Consider the following 16632-nt stretch of genomic DNA (forward strand, 5'->3'; position numbering starts at 1 on the left):
CTTTAAATTCCCCCCGGCCCCCGCCCCCCCCCGGGCCGCCGGGGGCCGGGGGTGCGGGCCCGGGCCCCCCCCCCCCGCCGCCCCCCCGCGGGGGCCCGGCAACACCGCCCGACCCTTCCCCCGTCCCGGTTGGGGCTTGGGGGGTGTGGCGGGGCGGGCCCGGCCCCCCACCGGCGGGGCCCCGCACCGAAGTGCCGTCTACTTGGCGGCGGGGGTGCCGCCGCTCAGCGCGATCAGCGCGTTGACGAGCCGGCTGCCGTTGTCGTTGGCGCTGCCGATCAGGGTGCCCAGAGTGTCGGTGACCGATCCCATGTGTGCTCCTCAGGTGTGAACGTGCACGGCGCGCGCCGCGCACGGGTGAAAGAGTGGGGTGACGTTCGCGGTGCGGCGCGCGAGTGGTGGCCGCAGCGCTGAGAACTACGCCGGCGGGGCGCCGACGCTGCCCTCGGCGGACCCCATGAACAGCTCGAACAGGCCATCGGCCGCGATGACCGAGCCGAGTCCGGGGATGATTGCACCGATGACGCCTTCGAGTGAACCCACGTGTGCCTCCTAAGCGTTGAACTTCGGGCGGCGGTGCCGGGTCTGCAGGACACAGGCTCGTGCTCCGCTCATTCGTTACGACCGGTCGGTTCGCAACATCGGCACGGTAACAACTGTCTGTATGCAATGTAAGGAAAAACACACTATTCGTAGGGGTGTTTCGTCCGAATTATTCCGCCGCGGCCGCCGCCAGCTCGCCCAATGCCGCCGTGAGCAGGCGTTTGTACTCCTGTGGGTCGGGCATCATCGCGGTGTCGGTGCTGAAGGTCAGGTCCACCGCACTCGGCTCCGAGGACACGATCAGGTGACGCAGCCCGGATCCGTCGACGACGCCGAGCACGCCGAGGATGCGCACCACCGGCGCCCCCGCGAAGGCAAGGTCGGTGCCCGCCCACGGCACATTGCTCACCATCGTGTTGTACCCGGACACCGTCTCCCCGGTGTGCTGCTGCAGTCGGCGGGCGTAGCCGGTCAGCCGCAGCAGCCAGGCGGGCGAGGTCTCGATGCGGCGTGCCGCCCGCCGGACGTGCTCGTTGCCGTGCCGGGTCTTCTCGGCGCGGGCGGAGGACGCGATCGCGCGCAGCCGCTCGACCGGGTCCGCGACGTCGGTATGCAGGTCCACCGACAGCAGGCCGACGTGGGTGGCCCGCGGGCCGTCGGTGTCCGCGCCCGCTCCGGTTCCGGTGCCGCGCAACGACATCGGCACCATCGCGGCGAGTGACCCGGTCGGGGTCTCGCCGTGCCCGTCGAGGTAGCCGCGCAGCGCGCCCGCGACGGTGGCGAGCAGCACGTCGTTGACGGTGACGCCGGGCACCGCGGCGCGCACGGTGTCGATCGCCTCCCTCGGCAGCCGCACATGGTCGAACGTCGGCTCGGCGGCTAGGGCGCCGTTGAACCGGCACCGCGGGCGGGTCGCGGGTGGGGTGACGAACTCGCCCGCGGCGGACACCTCGCGGGCCCGGCGGTCGGCGTCGCCGGTGGCGCGCAGACCGAGGCCGAACCGCGTCAGCCGCAGCGGCAGGGTGGCGCCGGCCACCGCGAACTCGACGAGCGGATGCGGTGCCCGCACCGGCTCGGGCAGCCGGTCCGGGGCGGCACCGAACAGGCGGCGTCCGAGGTCCCGGGTGGCGATGCCGTCGCCCGCGCTGTGGTGGAACTTGAGCACCACCGCGGTCATCCGGTCCGGCGAGGCGTCGACGCCGGTGACCCCGGTGAGCACGTGCAACTGCCACGGCGGCCGCGTCAGGTCGATCGGCTCGGCGACGATGCCGGAGACGCGGCGCCGCACCGGCTCCCAGCCCGGTCCGTCGACGGCCTCGAGGTGCACGTGCCGGTCGAGGTCGAGGCGCGGGTCCGGCTCCCAGCTCGGCAGGTCGAGATCCAGTGGTACCCGGCGGATCCGGTGGGTGAACATCCGGGCCTGACCGAGGCGCTCGCGCATCCACCCGGTCACCGCGGGCCGGTCGGGGTCATCGCCGCCGGTCGCGTCGAACAGGTACACCGCCACGACGTTCGAGCGGTGCCGCTCGCTCTCGTTGTAGTAGTACTCGGCGTCCTGCGGGGCCAGGCGCGCGGGCGCGGGCCCCCCACGTAGAACGGTCACAGTGCTCCCCTTCCGGTTCCCGGTCCGGCAAGGGTAGATCCCGGACCGCTGACCGCGGCGCGAAAAGGGGAATGCCGGACGGCGGAACCGAACGGCCGCGGGTCGCGTCTGGGTAGGGGGAATGGATCGTTCGTGGAGGGGGTGTCCGTGCGCGGCATGATCGGCGCGACAACGGCTCAATGGCAGGTTGCCGCAGTGGAGTTCGACATCCTGTGGCGGCTGCATGGCCGGGACCGGTTGCCGTATCCGCTGCGGTGTCGCGGAAGCGCGGACACCGCGGACCGGCACCGCCGCGATCGCCGGGCCGCGGCGGCGCGGATGCGGGCCGTGCTCGACGAGGACCTCCATGAGGCGCTGACGATCCTGCTGGACCCGGCCGTGCGGGTGGAGGTGTGCGGATTCCACGGCGTCCGGCTCGGGTCGGTGACCCGGCTGCACGCGGGCATCCGGGGCGGGGTCGGGGCCCTCGCCGCGCAGGCGCCCGGCACCGACGCGGTGCGGATCTCGCTGCTGCCGGACCGGGCGGTCCCGGCAGCGATCGCCGGTGCGCTTCCCGCCGCGCCCCGAGGAACCGGGGGCGGGGTCACCGGGCGTCGGCGGGTGCCCGCGCCAGGAGCGGTGCTTCGCCCGATCGGCGACCGGGAGGCGGCGCTGGCGGCGTTCCTCGGGCTACCGCGGACCGGGATCGGGGAGATCGGCGTCCACCCCGGACCCGCGGTGGACTGGCGGCCCAGCCCGGATGGTGCCGTCGTGCACTGGATGGACCACCCCGACGGTCGCTACCTGGTCCGCGGATCGGACGCCGCCGAGGTGCTGCCGGTGTCGGAGGCGGAGCTGGCGGCGCAGTTGCGGGCGCTGATCGCCGCCGTCGGGTGACTCGCCGCGATCAGGGGAACACCACCAGCCACACCGCCACGTAGTGGCACAGGGCGGCAACAACCGTTCCGGCGTGGAAGAACTCGTGGTGGCCGAAGGTCGCGGGCCACGGATTCGGCCACCGCGTCGCGTAGAGGACCGCGCCGACGCTGTAGAGCACGCCGCCGACGGCAAGCAACACCAGCGGCAGCCACCCGACCTGCCGGACCAGATCGTCGGCGACCGGCACGATCGCCCACCCCAACAGCAGGTAGAGCGGCACCCCGACCCAGCGGGGCGCGGTGGGCCACAACATCTTCAGCGCCACCCCGGCCGCCGCGCCCGACCACACCACCGCCAGCAGGGGGCGGCCGGTGGCCGGGGGGAGGGCGAGCAGCGCGAACGGGGTGTAGCTGCCCGCGATGAACACGAAGATCATCGAGTGGTCGGCCCGCTTCATCCGGGTGCGCGCGCGGACCGTCGGCCAATGCACCCGGTGGTAGACGGCGCTGACGCCGAACAGGCCGCAGACCGTCACCGCGTACACCGTCGTCGCGGCCGCTGCCGTCGCGGACGCCGTTGCGGCGGCGGCAACCAGCACGGCGCCAGCGGCGACCGCCACCCCGAACGCCCACGCGTGGATCCACCCGCGCAGCCGCGGCTTCGCCGGTGCGGTGGTGTGGTCGAGGACGGTCATGGGTGCTCCCCGGGTCGGCGGACACCTAACCTACGGAACCGTAGGTTAGGTTGCGGGGCGACTGTACCCCGGCCGGACGCCCGCGCGACCGGGGTGCGACGGCGGTCACGTCCCGCCGGACAACCGGTGCCCGCGGACGCCGACCCGGCCCGGCGTAATGTGGCCTCTCGTGGTGCTCGGGAACTTGGCGGAGAAGACGCTGGTGATGTCCAGGTGAAGGTCTCGAACCTGCTGTACAGCCTCTACGAGCGCCGTCTTGCCCGGCAGCTCGGTGGTGTGCAGCGGCCGAGGCATGTCGCCGTCATGTGCGACGGCAACCGGAGGTGGGCACGGGAGAACGGCTTCACCGATGTCGCGCACGGACACCGGATGGGTGCCCTCAAGATCGCCGAACTGCTCCGCTGGTGCGACGAGGCGGGCATCGAGATGGCCACGATCTACCTGCTCTCCACCGAGAATCTGCGCCGCGACCCGGAGGAACTCGACACCCTGATCGAGATCATCACCGACGTCGTCGAGGAGATCTCCGGCCCCGACCAGAACTGGTCCGTCAAGATCGTCGGCACCCTGGACCTGCTGCCCGAGGACTCGGCTCGCAGGCTGCGGGAGGCGGCCGATCGCACCGCGGGGCGCACCGGCACCCATGTCAACGTCGCCGTCGGTTACGGCGGTCGGCAGGAGATCGCCGACGCGGTGCAGTCCCTCGTCCGCCGGAAGCAGGCGGAGGGTCTCGCCGGCGCGGACCTCGTCGAGGCGATCACCGTCGAGGGCATCAGCGGCAACCTGTACACCTCCGGGCAGCCCGACCCGGACCTGGTGATCCGCACGTCCGGTGAGCAGCGGCTATCCGGTTTCCTGCTGTGGCAGAGCGCCTACTCGGAGATCTGGTTCACCGAGGCCTACTGGCCGGAGTTCCGTCGCGTCGACTTCCTCCGGGCACTGCGGGATTACGCGGCCCGGCACCGGCGATTCGGAACCTGAGCTACAGCTTCCGCAGGCGCAGCCGGTTGATCGAATGGTCGGCGTCCTTGCGCAGCACCAGCGTCGCCCGCGGACGGGTCGGCAGGATGTTCTCCACCAGGTTCGGCCGGTTCGTCGAGTTCCAGATCTCCGACGCCGCGATGGTCGCGTGCTCGTCGGACAGATTCGAGTAGTGGTGGAAGTGCGCGTTCGGATCCGCGAACGCCGTCTTCCGCAGGGTCAGGAACCGTTTGATGTACCAGCGTTCGATGTCCTCGACCTTCGCGTCCACGTAGATCGAGAAGTCGAACAGGTCCGAGACCATCAGCCGGGGACCGGTCTGCAGGACGTTCAGCCCCTCCAGGATCAGGATGTCGGGCTGCCGGATGAGGTGATATTGGCCGGGCACCACGTCGTACAGTCGGTGTGAATACACCGGTGCGGCAACCTCTTCCGCGCCCGACTTCACCTCGGTGACGAAACGCAGCAGCTTCCGGCGGTCGTAGCTCTCCGGGAACCCCTTGCGGTGCATGATGCCCCGCCGGGTCAGTTCCGCTGTCGGATACAGGAACCCGTCGGTGGTCACCAGATCCACCCGGGGATGGTGGTCCCAGCGGGCGAGCAGCGCCTGCAGCACCCGGGCGGTGGTGGACTTGCCGACCGCGACCGACCCGGCGACACCGATCACGAACGGCACCTGCCGGTCCGGGTGCTTCTCGCCGAGGAACGTCGCGGTCGCGGCGAACAGCCGCTGCCGGGCCGCGACCTGCAGGTGGATCAGACGCGAGAGCGGCAGGTACACCTCCGCGACCTCGTCGAGGTCGATCTGTTCGCCGAGGCCGCGCATGCCCTGAAGTTCTTCCTCGGTGAGCACCAGCGGAGTCGACTTCCGCAGGGTCCGCCACTGTTTGCGATCGAACTCGACGTACGGACTGCTCTCGCTCACCTTCGCCATGCGCGCGTCCCGACCTCGTCCTGCACAGCCTCGATCTGCATAGGGGAATTGTGCGCGCCCACACACCGGCGCGCCGCGCCGGGTCCGGACACTAGGCTGCCCAGGTATGGACGCCGCCGCATTCGTACGTGAATATCTGCTGCTCGGGCTCGGTTTCGACCGGATCGAGGAGGGATTCGTCGACGCGTATACCGGCGACCCGGCCTTGCGTCGCCAGGTGGAGAACGCCCCGGCGCCCGAGCCGCGGGACCTGGCCCGCCGGGCGGCGCAGCTGCGCGCCGAGCTGCGCAGTGTCGAGCTGCCCGCCGACCGCGCCGAATTCCTCGACGTGCACCTGCGCGCCCTGGAGTGCTCGGCGCGCACGTTCGCCGGCGAGCGGATCGGATTCGTCGACGAGGTGCACGCCTACTTCGACGTTCGGATCGAGGAGGGCAATGTCGACGACTACCGGGACGCGCACCGGGCGATGGACGAGGTGCTCGCGGGCGGCGGCACCCTCGCGGAGCGGCTGCAGGCGCACCGCGCCGCCGACGAGATCCCGCCGGAGCGGCTCGCCGAGTGCGTCGACGCGTTCTCCTCGGCGCTGCGGGACCTGGTGCGCGCCCGCTACCCGCTGCCCGAGACCGAACGCGTCGAGTACGAGGTGGTCGGCGACAAGCCGTGGTCGGGCTTCAACTACTACCTGGGCGACTATCGCTCCAAGGTGGCGATCAACTCGGATCTCAAGCAGCACATGGCGAATCTGCCGCACCTGATCGCCCACGAGGCGTATCCGGGTCACCACACCGAGCACTGCCGCAAGGAGGCGGGCCTGGTCGATGCCGGGCAGGTCGAGCACACCCTCTTCCTCGTCAACACCCCGCAGTGCCTGATGGCGGAGGGCCTGGCGGACCATGCGCTGGGTGCGATCGTGGGGGACAGGAGCGGAGCCGGCGGAGCGACCCGGGGGGACAGGAGCGGAGCCGGCGGAGCGACCCGGGGACAGGGCTGGGGGAGGTGGGCGGAGCAGATTTATGCGGACCTGGGACTGCGGTTCGACGGCGAGCGCGCCGAGGCGCTGTCGACCGCGTCCGCGAAGCTGCTCGGGGTGCGGCAGGACGCGGCGCTGCTGCTACACGACCGTGGCCGCTCCCACGACGAGGTCGCGCGGTTCCTGCAGACCTGGAACCTCAGCACGCCGGAGCGGGCGCGGCAGTCGCTGCGCTTCCTGTCGTCGCCGCTGTGGCGGGCCTACACCTCCACTTACGTCGAGGGCTACCGGCTGCTCGGAGGCTGGCTGGACCGGGCCGTGGACGCCGACGACCGCGCGGACCGGTTCGGGCGGCTGCTCGACGAACCGCTGATCCCGTCCGCCCTGCGCTGACCGGCGTCGCCTACACTGGTCGCAGCTTCACGAGTGCCGTCGCCAAGCCCCGACTGGACGGCCGCCAACCCCACGCTCGCGGGTGGCTCGGGTGACGAAGCGGCCCGCACCGACCGGTGCAGGCAGGAGCGCCCCCGGATTCCGGGCGGCCCGAGGAACTCGGGAGTACCCCATGAACCAGTTGCCCACCGCCGTCCCCGCCGCGCCGCACGGCGTCGACGACACCGCCGTCGACGTGCTGGTCCTGGTGCAGTCCGACGATCGGATCCGGCTCGAATGGCCGGACGGGGTGGCGGTGCGCACGCATCCCGATCCGCGTCCGTTGCGGGCCGCGCTGCGGTCCACGGGCGGTTTCGCGCGGTGGCGGCCCGGCAGGCAGCTGCTGGCGGTGCCCGCAGGCCCCGGACGCAGCCTGCTGTTCGGGCTCGCCGCCCCCGCACCGGTGGTGCCGCGGTGACCAGCGGATTCGTCCGGTCCGGTCGCCCGGGCCCGGCGCCCTCCGCACCCGCGGCGAGATGCCACTGACCTGGCCCTAGAATGAGGGTGCCCCCTGCCCGGCCTTTCGCTTGGAGATCCCTCGATGACCGCTGTGCCCAGCACCGACGTCAACAACGCTTCGCTCGCCGAACTCGACCCCGAGGTCGCGGCGGCCATGAACGGTGAGCTGGCCCGTCAGCGCGACACCCTGGAGATGATCGCGTCGGAGAACTTCGTTCCCCGCGCGGTGCTGCAGGCGCAGGGCAGTGTCCTGACCAACAAGTACGCCGAGGGCTACCCGGGCCGTCGCTACTACGGCGGCTGCGAGCACGTCGATGTGGTGGAGAACCTGGCGCGCGAGCGCGCCAAGGCCGTCTTCGGGGCCGAGTTCGCGAACGTGCAGCCGCACGCGGGTGCGCAGGCCAACGCCGCCGTCCTGATGGCACTGATGAACCCGGGCGAGAAGCTGCTCGGCATGGATCTCGCGCACGGCGGTCACCTCACGCACGGCATGAAGCTGAACTTCTCCGGCAAGCTGTACCAGGTCGCGTCGTACGGGGTCCGTGAGGACACCCACGTCGTCGACATGGACAAGGTCCGTGAGATCGCGCTCGCCGAGCGTCCGCAGGTGCTCATCGCGGGCTGGTCCGCCTACCCGCGGCACCTCGACTTCGCCGCGTTCCGCGCGATCGCCGACGAGATCGACGCCAAGCTGTGGGTCGACATGGCGCACTTCGCTGGTCTGGTTGCCGCGGGCCTGCACCCGTCGCCGGTGCCGCATGCCGACGTCGTGTCCACCACCGTGCACAAGACCCTCGGCGGTCCCCGCTCCGGCATGATCCTCGCCAAGCAGGAATGGGCGAAGAAGCTGAACTCCGCGGTGTTCCCCGGTCAGCAGGGCGGGCCGCTGATGCACGCGGTCGCCGCGAAGGCCGTCGCGATGAAGATCGCGGGCACCGACGAGTTCAAGGCCCGTCAGGAGCGCACCCTCGCTGGCGCGAAGATCCTCGCCGAGCGTCTCGGCGGTTCCGACGTCGCGGGCAACGGCATCTCGGTGCTCACCGGCGGCACCGACGTGCACCTGGTGCTGGTGGACCTGCGGAACTCCGCGCTCGACGGCCAGCAGGGCGAGGATCTGCTGCACGAGATCGGTATCACCGTGAACCGCAACGCCGTTCCGTTCGATCCGCGCCCGCCGATGAACCCGTCCGGCCTGCGCATCGGCACGCCGGCGCTGGCCACCCGTGGTTTCGGCGACGCCGAGTTCACCGAGGTCGCCGACATCATCGCCACCGCCCTGGCGAACGGCACGAACGCCGACGTCCCCGCGCTGCGCGCGCGGGTGTCGAAGCTGGCCCTCGACTTCCCGCTGTACGACGGGCTCGAGGACTGGGGCATGCTCTCCAAGAACGTCTAGGCGACAATTGACGACGGCCCACACCCCGCGGGGTGTGGGCCGTCGTCGTGTTCCGGCGCCTATTTCATGGTGGCGAGCTGGATCAGATTCCCGCAGGTGTCGTCGAGAACGGCCGTCACGACCGGGCCGAAATCGGTTGCCTCCTGGGTGAACTCGACTCCGAGTGCGCGGAGGCGTTCGACCTCGGCGTATACGTCGTCGACGGCGAACTGGGTGTACGGGATGCCGTCGGCGACCAGTGCCTCCCTGAACGGGCGCGCCGCCGGGTGCCCGGCCGGTTCGAGCAGCAGCTCGGTGCCGTCCGGGTTCGCGGGGGAGACGACGGTGAGCCAGCGGGCGTCGCCGGTGGGCACGTCTGTCTTCTTCACGAAGCCGAGCTTCTCGGTGTAGAACGCGAGCGCCTTGGCCTGGTCGTCCACGAGCACGCTGGTGATGTTGATGCGGATCACGGGGTCGGTTCCTCTCGGTTGATGGGCCACCGTTCGACGATTGCGCGGAGCGGACCGGTGTCGATGTGGTGGAACTTGTATCGGCCCTGACGCCGGGTGTGCACCAGGCCCGACTGTTCGAGGACCGCGAGGTGCTGCGAGACCGCCTGACGGGATGAGGTGAGGCCGTGTTTCATCGTGAGCCTGCCGCAGATCTCGAACAGGGTCTGCCCGTCGCGGTCGATCAGCTCATCCAGGATGGTGCGTCGCGTCGCGTCGCTGATCGCCTTGAATAGGTCGGGTTCTGCGTCCACGAGCCAAGTATATGCAAGTCGGCACTTGCCTATCAAGCGTCGGCCCCGCCTTAACGCAACGTTCACCGTGTTGCTCACGGTGCGGCGCCCGCGGTGGACGTAGCGTTCGGATCAACGGGTGACAGGGGAAGTCGCCCGTCCGGGAGGTTCGAGTCGTGACTGACTTGTTCGGTGCGAGGGGACCGGCGCCCGGTCCCTGCGGGGCTCGGGCCTCGCGCGGACCCACCGGCCCAGCGAACCGCCGCCTGCGCGGGCGCCGCGTCGGCGTAGGAGCCACCGTGACCGCAAACCGCTCCGTCCGCACCTACGTTCTCGACACCTCGGTCCTGCTCTCCGATCCCTGGGCGGTCGCCCGGTTCGCCGAGCACGACGTGATCCTGCCGCTGGTGGTGATCAGTGAACTGGAAGGGAAGCGACACCACCACGAGCTGGGATGGTTTGCACGCGAAGCACTTCGGTTGCTCGACGACCTTCGGATCGAGCACGGCCGACTCGACCAACCCGTCCCGATCGGCACCGACGGCGGCACCCTGCAGGTGGAGCTCAACCACACCGACCCGTCGGTGCTGCCGGTCGGCTTCCGCACCGACTCGAACGACTCTCGGATCCTGGCGTGCGCGCTGAATCTCGCGGCCGAGGGGCGGGACGTGACACTGGTCAGCAAGGACATCCCGCTGCGGGTCAGGGCGGGCGCCGTCGGGCTCCCCGCGGACGAGTACCACGCCCACGACGTGGTGCCGTCCGGGTGGACCGGGATGACGGAACTCGACGTCGCCTCCGAGCGGATCGACGAGCTGTTCGCCGACGGTGTCGTCGAGCTCGACGAGGCGCGGGAGCTGCCGTGCCACACCGGGATCCGGCTGCTCGGCACCCGGTCCAGCGCGTTGGGGCGGGTCACCCCCGACAAGCGGGTGCAGCTGGTGCGGGGGGAGCGGGAGGCGTTCGGCCTGCACGGCCGGTCCGCGGAACAGCGCATCGCCCTCGACCTGCTGCTCGACGAGAGCGTCGGCATCGTGTCCCTCGGCGGCAAGGCGGGCACCGGCAAGTCGGCGCTCGCCCTCACCGCCGGGCTCGAGGCGGTGCTCGAACGGCGCAGCCACCGCAAGGTGGTGGTGTTCCGGCCGCTGTACGCGGTCGGCGGGCAGGACCTCGGCTACCTGCCGGGCAGCGAGAGCGAGAAGATGGGGCCGTGGGCGCAGGCCGTCTTCGACACCCTCGACGGGCTCGCTGGCCCCGAGGTGATGGAGGAGGTCATCGCCCGCGGCATGCTGGAGGTGCTGCCGCTGACGCACATTCGCGGCCGCTCGCTGCACGATTCGTTCGTCATCGTCGACGAGGCTCAGTCGCTCGAACGGAACGTGCTGTTGACGGTGCTGTCCCGGCTTGGCAGCGGATCCAGGGTTGTCCTTACCCACGATGTCGCCCAGCGCGACAACCTGCGGGTCGGTCGGCACGACGGCGTCGCCGCGGTGATCGAAAAGCTCAAGGGGCATCCGCTTTTCGCGCACATCACGCTGACCCGCAGCGAGCGGTCGCCGATCGCGGCGCTGGTCACCGAGATGCTCGAGGAGTTCGGCCCCACCCCCTAAGCGGCTCCACCTGTGAGTCCTTGTGGTCCCGTCAGGGACCAGAAGGACTCACAGGCGGCGGAGCCGCCTCCAGCGTTTGACGGCACGGTGCCCGTTGGTCAGGATGTGGTGTGCGCACTGTGATGCGGGTCATCTACGCGACCGTGGTGGCGACGGTACTCGCCCTGGTTGCGGCGCCGCTCGCGGCCGCGCAGGGCCCGTGGTTCGCGGACCGGGTCGGCGGAGCCAGCCAGGTGATCGCGGTCAACGGAACCGGTGGCACGCACGCGACACTCGAGGCGTGGCAGCGCTCGCCGGTCGGGTGGCACCGCATCACGCCGTCCCTTCCCGCGACGGTCGCCGATGATGGTGCCCTTGCCGCCGCGCGCGGGGTGTTCCGCCTCGAGGAGCAGGCAGGGGCAACCCCGTCCCCGGACGGCGGTCTGGCCTACCGCACGGCCGCGGCGGGCGGGGTTCCGGACGGCGCGGGAGAACCCGCCCTTGGCCGGGTCGCGGTGGACGCGACCGCCCTGCAGTGGCTGACCCGGTGGCTGCAGCCGGGCGCGGTGATCGCGATCGGGGCCTGACCGACCCGCTCAGCGGGCGCCGAGGACGCGCCGCAGCTCCTTGCGGCTGGTCTTGCCGACCCCGGTCTCCGGGAATGCGTCGAGCACCCGCACCCGGTCCGGGATCTTCCACGCCGCGAGGCCGCGTTCGCGCACGAACGCACGGATCTGGCCGGTCGTCGGCGGGTTCACCGGGTCGGCGGCGAGGACGAACGCGCAGGTGCGTTCGCCGAGATACTCGTCGGGGATCGCGACCACGACCACGTCCCGCACCGCGGGGTGCGCGAGCAGATGCTCCTCGACCTCCTCGGCGGACACCTTCTCGCCGCCGCGGTTGATCCGGTCCACCGCGCGACCGCACACGGTGATGTTGCCTCCGGGGTCGACCCGGACGACGTCGCCGGTGCGATACCAGCCGTCCGGGGTGAACGACCGCGCGTTTGCGTCGGCGTTGCGGTAGTAGCCGCGAATCGTGTAGGGGCCCTGGGTCAGGAGGGCGCCCTCGGTGCCCGGCGGGACGTCCTCGTCGTTGTCGTCGACGACCCGGATCCGGTCGAACGGCGACATCGGCCTGCCCTGGGTGGTGGTCACGACGTCGTCGGGGTCGTCGAGCCGGGTGTAGCAGACCAGGCCCTCCGCCATGCCGAACACCTGCTGGAGTCGGGCGCCGAGGGCGGGACCGATCCGGGCGGCCAGCTCGTCCGGGCAGCGCGCCCCGCCGACCTGGACCGTGCTCAGGGTGGCGATGTCGTGCGGATGCCCGCGCTCGGCGGTCTCGACCCACAGCCGGGCCAGCGGCGGCACCAGCCCGGTCATCGTCACGCCAGCACGGGCGATCATCGCGAACGCGGCGGACGGGCTCGGTGACGGGGTGAGCGCGATCGTCCCGCCCGCGGCGATGGCGCCGAGGATGCCGGGGGAGCTCATCGGAAAGTTGTGTGCCACAGGGAGAGTCGCCATGTAGACGGTGTTTGCGGTGACGCCGCAGAGCTCGTTGCTGCGGACCACGCTGTAGAGGTAGTCGTCGTGGGTGCGGGGGATCAGCTTGGGGACGCCCGTGCTGCCGCCGGACAGCTGCAGGAACGCGACCGCCCCCGGATCGGCGGGGGGGAACGTGCGCGGCGCGCCGCGGGTCTCGCCGAAGTCGACGGTGCCCTCCGGTGCGGCGGCGCCCGGATCGGGAATGCAGACGATGGTGCGCAGCGCGGCCGAGCCCGCCGCGACCTCGACGGCCAGTGCGGCGTGATCGAAGCCGTCGTGGTGGTGGGCGACGACGATCGCCACTGCCCCGGACGCCGCGGCGAGCGCGGTCAGCTCCGCGGACCGGTGCGCGGGGAGGCAGAACACCGGCAGCGCACCGATCCGGAAGAGCGCGAACACGGTCGCGACGTACTCGGCGCGGTTCGGCAGCTGGACGAGCACCCGCTCGCGCGGCGCGACACCGAGATCGGCGAGACCCGCGGCGAGGCCGTCGACCCGCGCGTCGAGCTCCCGGTAGGTCCAGCGGGTGTCGGCGTCGACCACCGCGGGGGAGTCCGGACGGGCCGCGGCGGACTCCCGGAGCACCTGGTCGAATGTCCTTCCGGCCCAGAGTCCCTCGGCGCGGAAGCGGGTGGCGTCCGGCGCGGGCCACGGGGTGAACTCGACCGGACCGGGCGAGGTCGTCGACACCACTGCACACTCCCCTCTCGGTGACTCGTCGGCACGAGGCAACGGGCATTAGGATAGCCTAGGCTCATGGCAGTGGAGGGAGTGGCCGGACGGTCCGTGCTGGTGACCGGCGCCGCGGGCGGCATCGGTGCCGCCGTCGCCCGGATCTTCGAGGAGGCGGGCGCGACGGTCGCCCGGTGGGACACCGCGGGCGTTGCCGGGGCCGACCTGCGCGCGGGCGGGACCCTCGCCGTCGATGTCACCGACGCCGACGCGGTCGCCGCCGGATTCACCGCCACCGAGGAAGCGGTCGGTCCGGTCTCCATCCTCGTCCACGCCGCGGGCGTGCTGCGTACCGGCTCCGGACTGGACCGCGGCGGCGACTGGGACACCTGCATGGCGGTCAACGCGACCGGCACCCGCAACGTGGCTGGCGAGGCAGCCCGGCGGTTCGTCGCCGCCGTCGCCGCAGGCGCCGACCCGGGCGTCATCGTCGGGGTGTCCTCCAATGCGGCGGCCACCCCGCGTGCCGCGATGGCCGCCTACGGCGCATCCAAGGCCGCGGCCACCGCCTACCTGCGCAGCCTCGGGCTCGAGCTGGCCCCGCACGGGATCCGGTGCAACGTCATCTCGCCCGGGTCCACCGACACGCCGATGCTGCGCGGCATGTGGGCGGCGGGGAGCGACGAGTCCGCGTCCGTGATCGCCGGCGACGCATCGGCCTTCCGGCTCGGCATCCCGCTCGGCCGGATCGCGCACCCGGACGACATCGCGCGCACCGCGCTGTTCCTCTGCTCGGACGCGGCCCGGCACATCACGCTGCACGACCTGCGGGTCGACGGCGGCGCAACCCTCGACATGTGACACCTGTAATCCCAACGCACACCGACGACCCCGAGGAGCAACCGGATGGCCATCCCGCCGATCGCGCCGTACGCACTGCCGAGCCGCGCCGAGGTGCCCGCCGACCGGGTGGACTGGGCGCTGGACTCGTCACGCTGCGCGCTGCTCGTGCACGACATGCAGCGGTACTTCATCGACGCCTACGAGCCGGGCACCGAACCGATCACGTCGGTGGTCGCGAACATCGCCGCGATCCGGGACGCGTGCGCCAGGGCCGGGATCCCGGTGATCTACACGATGCAGCCGGGCGACCAGCATCCGTCCCGGCGCGGCATCCTCGCCGACTTCTGGGGGGTCGGGATGGCCACCGGCCGCGACACCGAGGTGATCGACGAGCTGGCGCCCCGCGCGTCCGACATCCAGGTCACCAAGTGGCGGTATTCGGCGTTCCAGCGCACCGACCTGCGGCAGCTGCTCGGGCACTTCGGGCGCGACCAGCTGATCGTGACCGGGGTATACGCGCACATGGGGTGCATGCTCAGCGCCACCGAGGCGTTCATGAGTGATGTCGCCCCGTTCCTGGTGGTGGATGCCACGGCCGACTTCACCCGCGACGAGCATCTGATGGCGCTCGAGTACGTGGCCAAGCGCGCGGGCCGGGTGCCGACCACCGCGGAGGTGGTGTCCGCGATCGACGCGACGACCGCGGTGCGCGACCCCGAGGAGCGGGCCTCGACCACCGCATGAGCGGTGCGGGCCTGCGTCAGCGGGTGACCCCGAGCGCGGCCATGATGGTGCCGAATTTGGTTGTGGTTTCGTCGAGTTCGTCGGCGGGGTCGGAGCCCTCGACGATGCCACCGCCCGCATGGGCGATGACGGTCCTTCCGTCGGCGGCGATCTGCGCGCAGCGGATGGTCACCATCCATTCGCCGTCGCCGGAGGCGTCGGACCAGCCGACCGCGCCCGCGTAGAAGCCGCGGCCACCCTCGACCTCGAGAATCGTGCGCATCGCCTCGGCGGTCGGGGTGCCGCACACGGCCGGGGTGGGGTGCACCGCGAGGGCCAGGTCCAGCGCACCGATCGACCGGTCGCGCAGGGTCGCCCGGATGGGGGTGCCCAGATGCCAGAGGTGCGGTGTCGTGGTCAGGATCGGGGCGTCGGGGGCGTCGATGTCGGTGCACAGCGGTGCCAGCGCGTCCCGGAGTGAGGCGATCACGTAGGCGTGTTCGGCGAGGTCCTTCGCGGACGCGGCCAGCGCGCGTCCGCGGGCGGCGTCGGTCTCCGGGTCGTGGTGGCGCGGCGCGGATCCGGCGAGCGGGTGGCAGGTCACCGTGTCGCCCCGCCTGCGGATCAGGACCTCCGGGCTGGATCCGACCAGCCGCACACCGCGATGGCCGGGACCGGCAGCGGACAGGTCCACCGAGAACCCGTTTCCCGCGGGGTCCGCCGCGACCAGGCGGTCGAGGACGGCCTCGTGCTCGACCGTGGTTCCTGCGGTCAACTCGACGGCGCGGGCGAGCACGACCTTGCGGAGGGTGGAGCTGCGCAGCGCCGCGATCGCGTCGGCAACCCGGCGGGCGTGCTCGGCGGGGGAGGGGAGGCTGCGGGCGATCGCGACGTCCCGCGGCGCGGCACGGTGCCGCGGCACCGGCAGCGGACCGTCGGTGACGTCGAGCCGGTGCGGCACGGTCAGCGCGGCGGGCTCCCGGACGTCGAACGGCAGTGCCCCGACGATCGCCGGGGCGGTGCCCGCGCGCAGGAGGGCGATCGCGTCGCCGGGGTCGGTGAGGGTGTCGTCGACCCCGTACGCGAGGACCGTCCCGTGCGGGCGGGACAGGACGAAATGCGGTCGGGCAGGATCGGGTTCGTCGGTCGACGTGGCCTGGTTCGCAGCCGTGGCGGTTGTCATCTGTCGTTCCTCGCTGGTCGGCGTCCACCACCAACCCCTGTCGCACTGTACTTCGCTTAGGCTAACCTATCGGACGTGAACCGCATCATGCTCTCCGGGAAGATCCACCGCGCCACCGTCACCCAGGCCGACCTGCACTACGTCGGATCGGTCACCATCGACGAGGACCTGATGGACGCCGCCGACGTGCTCGAGGGCGAGCAGGTGCACATCGTCGACATCGACAACGGTGCCCGCCTCGAGACCTACGCGATCGCGGGCGCCCGCGGTTCCGGCGTGATCGGCATCAACGGTGCTGCCGCGCACCTGATCTCGCCCGGTGATCTGGTGATCATCATGGCCTACCGGCAGGTCGACGATCGCGAGGCCGCCGACCTGGTGCCCCGCGTCGTCCACGTGGACCGCGCCAACGCGATCGTGCAGCTGGGCTCCGACCCGGCCGAGCCGGTGCCCGGCGCGGAGGACCAGCTGGCCACCCGCTGAC

The 16632-nt window shown here is 71.6% G+C and carries 18 protein-coding genes and 1 riboswitch; of the genes, 10 read left to right on the forward strand and 8 right to left on the reverse strand.

The features are described 5' to 3' along the window. Nucleotides 1–417 precede the first annotated feature (417 nt). On the reverse strand, nucleotides 418–543 hold the full coding sequence (locus ACFWPA_RS03840; protein WP_378505723.1) for a hypothetical protein: 126 nt from the start codon (nucleotides 541–543) through the stop codon (nucleotides 418–420). 169 nt (nucleotides 544–712) lie between these two features. Continuing rightward, complete coding sequence (locus ACFWPA_RS03845) at nucleotides 713–2146, reverse strand: wax ester/triacylglycerol synthase family O-acyltransferase (protein ID WP_378505724.1); 1434 nt, start codon at nucleotides 2144–2146, stop codon at nucleotides 713–715. 132 nt (nucleotides 2147–2278) lie between these two features. Here ACFWPA_RS03845 and ACFWPA_RS03850 point away from each other — a divergent pair, with 132 nt between their 5' ends. Continuing rightward, nucleotides 2279–3022: an ESX secretion-associated protein EspG gene (locus ACFWPA_RS03850; protein ID WP_378505725.1), complete on the forward strand. Its 744-nt coding sequence runs from the start codon at nucleotides 2279–2281 to the stop codon at nucleotides 3020–3022. A gap of 10 nt (nucleotides 3023–3032) precedes the next feature. On the opposite strand, the gene ACFWPA_RS03855 is transcribed toward ACFWPA_RS03850, so the two are convergent. Continuing rightward, nucleotides 3033–3698, reverse strand: a complete 666-nt coding sequence (locus ACFWPA_RS03855; RefSeq protein WP_378505726.1) for a hemolysin III family protein — start codon at nucleotides 3696–3698, stop codon at nucleotides 3033–3035. Nucleotides 3699–3911: 213 nt separating this feature from the next. Between ACFWPA_RS03855 and ACFWPA_RS03860 the strand changes: the two genes are divergently transcribed. Continuing rightward, nucleotides 3912–4679 (forward strand): isoprenyl transferase, encoded by a 768-nt coding sequence (locus ACFWPA_RS03860; RefSeq protein ID WP_378505727.1) that lies wholly within the window; start codon nucleotides 3912–3914, stop codon nucleotides 4677–4679. Nucleotide 4680: 1 nt separating this feature from the next. Here the strand turns inward: ACFWPA_RS03860 and coaA are convergent, their stop codons facing one another. Next, nucleotides 4681–5613: a type I pantothenate kinase gene (gene coaA / locus ACFWPA_RS03865; protein ID WP_378505728.1), complete on the reverse strand. Its 933-nt coding sequence runs from the start codon at nucleotides 5611–5613 to the stop codon at nucleotides 4681–4683. A gap of 106 nt (nucleotides 5614–5719) precedes the next feature. Here coaA and ACFWPA_RS03870 point away from each other — a divergent pair, with 106 nt between their 5' ends. The 3 genes from ACFWPA_RS03870 to glyA all read left to right on the forward strand — a co-directional run bounded on the left by ACFWPA_RS03870 (nucleotide 5720) and on the right by glyA (nucleotide 8870). Continuing rightward, nucleotides 5720–6976: a DUF885 domain-containing protein gene (locus tag ACFWPA_RS03870; RefSeq protein WP_378505729.1), complete on the forward strand. Its 1257-nt coding sequence runs from the start codon at nucleotides 5720–5722 to the stop codon at nucleotides 6974–6976. A 25-nt stretch (nucleotides 6977–7001) separates the two neighbouring features. Beyond that, nucleotides 7002–7111: riboswitch (SAM riboswitch) on the forward strand. Nucleotides 7112–7148: 37 nt separating this feature from the next. After that, nucleotides 7149–7433, forward strand: a complete 285-nt coding sequence (locus tag ACFWPA_RS03875) for a hypothetical protein (RefSeq protein ID WP_378505730.1) — start codon at nucleotides 7149–7151, stop codon at nucleotides 7431–7433. Nucleotides 7434–7556: 123 nt separating this feature from the next. Next, on the forward strand, nucleotides 7557–8870 hold the full coding sequence (gene glyA / locus ACFWPA_RS03880; RefSeq protein WP_378505731.1) for a serine hydroxymethyltransferase: 1314 nt from the start codon (nucleotides 7557–7559) through the stop codon (nucleotides 8868–8870). Between the two features lie 59 nt (nucleotides 8871–8929). On the opposite strand, the gene ACFWPA_RS03885 is transcribed toward glyA, so the two are convergent. Both ACFWPA_RS03885 and ACFWPA_RS03890 read right to left on the reverse strand, forming a co-directional pair. Continuing rightward, nucleotides 8930–9316: a VOC family protein gene (locus ACFWPA_RS03885; RefSeq protein ID WP_378506035.1), complete on the reverse strand. Its 387-nt coding sequence runs from the start codon at nucleotides 9314–9316 to the stop codon at nucleotides 8930–8932. Continuing rightward, nucleotides 9316–9612, reverse strand: a complete 297-nt coding sequence (locus ACFWPA_RS03890; protein ID WP_378505732.1) for an ArsR/SmtB family transcription factor — start codon at nucleotides 9610–9612, stop codon at nucleotides 9316–9318. Before ACFWPA_RS03890 ends, ACFWPA_RS03885 begins: the two co-directional genes overlap by 1 nt. 278 nt (nucleotides 9613–9890) lie before the next feature. On the opposite strand from ACFWPA_RS03890, the gene ACFWPA_RS03895 reads away from it, so the two are divergent. After that, nucleotides 9891–11201 carry a PhoH family protein gene (locus ACFWPA_RS03895; protein WP_378505733.1) on the forward strand — a complete coding sequence of 437 codons (1311 nt, stop codon included), beginning with the start codon at nucleotides 9891–9893 and terminating at the stop codon, nucleotides 11199–11201. A 110-nt stretch (nucleotides 11202–11311) separates the two neighbouring features. Next, complete coding sequence (locus tag ACFWPA_RS03900; protein ID WP_378505734.1) at nucleotides 11312–11767, forward strand: hypothetical protein; 456 nt, start codon at nucleotides 11312–11314, stop codon at nucleotides 11765–11767. A gap of 9 nt (nucleotides 11768–11776) precedes the next feature. Here the strand turns inward: ACFWPA_RS03900 and ACFWPA_RS03905 are convergent, their stop codons facing one another. After that, nucleotides 11777–13420: a (2,3-dihydroxybenzoyl)adenylate synthase gene (locus ACFWPA_RS03905; protein ID WP_378505735.1), complete on the reverse strand. Its 1644-nt coding sequence runs from the start codon at nucleotides 13418–13420 to the stop codon at nucleotides 11777–11779. A 63-nt stretch (nucleotides 13421–13483) separates the two neighbouring features. On the opposite strand from ACFWPA_RS03905, the gene ACFWPA_RS03910 reads away from it, so the two are divergent. After that, nucleotides 13484–14260: an SDR family oxidoreductase gene (locus ACFWPA_RS03910; RefSeq protein ID WP_378505736.1), complete on the forward strand. Its 777-nt coding sequence runs from the start codon at nucleotides 13484–13486 to the stop codon at nucleotides 14258–14260. Nucleotides 14261–14305: 45 nt separating this feature from the next. Next, nucleotides 14306–14986 carry an isochorismatase family protein gene (locus ACFWPA_RS03915; RefSeq protein ID WP_378505737.1) on the forward strand — a complete coding sequence of 227 codons (681 nt, stop codon included), beginning with the start codon at nucleotides 14306–14308 and terminating at the stop codon, nucleotides 14984–14986. Nucleotides 14987–15002: 16 nt separating this feature from the next. Here ACFWPA_RS03915 and ACFWPA_RS03920 read toward each other — a convergent pair whose 3' ends face one another. Further along, nucleotides 15003–16148: an isochorismate synthase MenF gene (locus ACFWPA_RS03920; protein WP_378569672.1), complete on the reverse strand. Its 1146-nt coding sequence runs from the start codon at nucleotides 16146–16148 to the stop codon at nucleotides 15003–15005. A 75-nt stretch (nucleotides 16149–16223) separates the two neighbouring features. Here ACFWPA_RS03920 and panD point away from each other — a divergent pair, with 75 nt between their 5' ends. Further along, a complete protein-coding gene (gene panD / locus ACFWPA_RS03925) occupies nucleotides 16224–16631 on the forward strand; it encodes an aspartate 1-decarboxylase (RefSeq protein WP_378505739.1) in 408 nt (135 codons plus the stop codon). Nucleotide 16632 lies beyond the last annotated feature (1 nt).

This window comes from Rhodococcus sp. NPDC058505, assembly GCF_042720095.1.
Taxonomy (GTDB): Bacteria; Actinomycetota; Actinomycetes; order Mycobacteriales; family Mycobacteriaceae; genus Rhodococcus_G.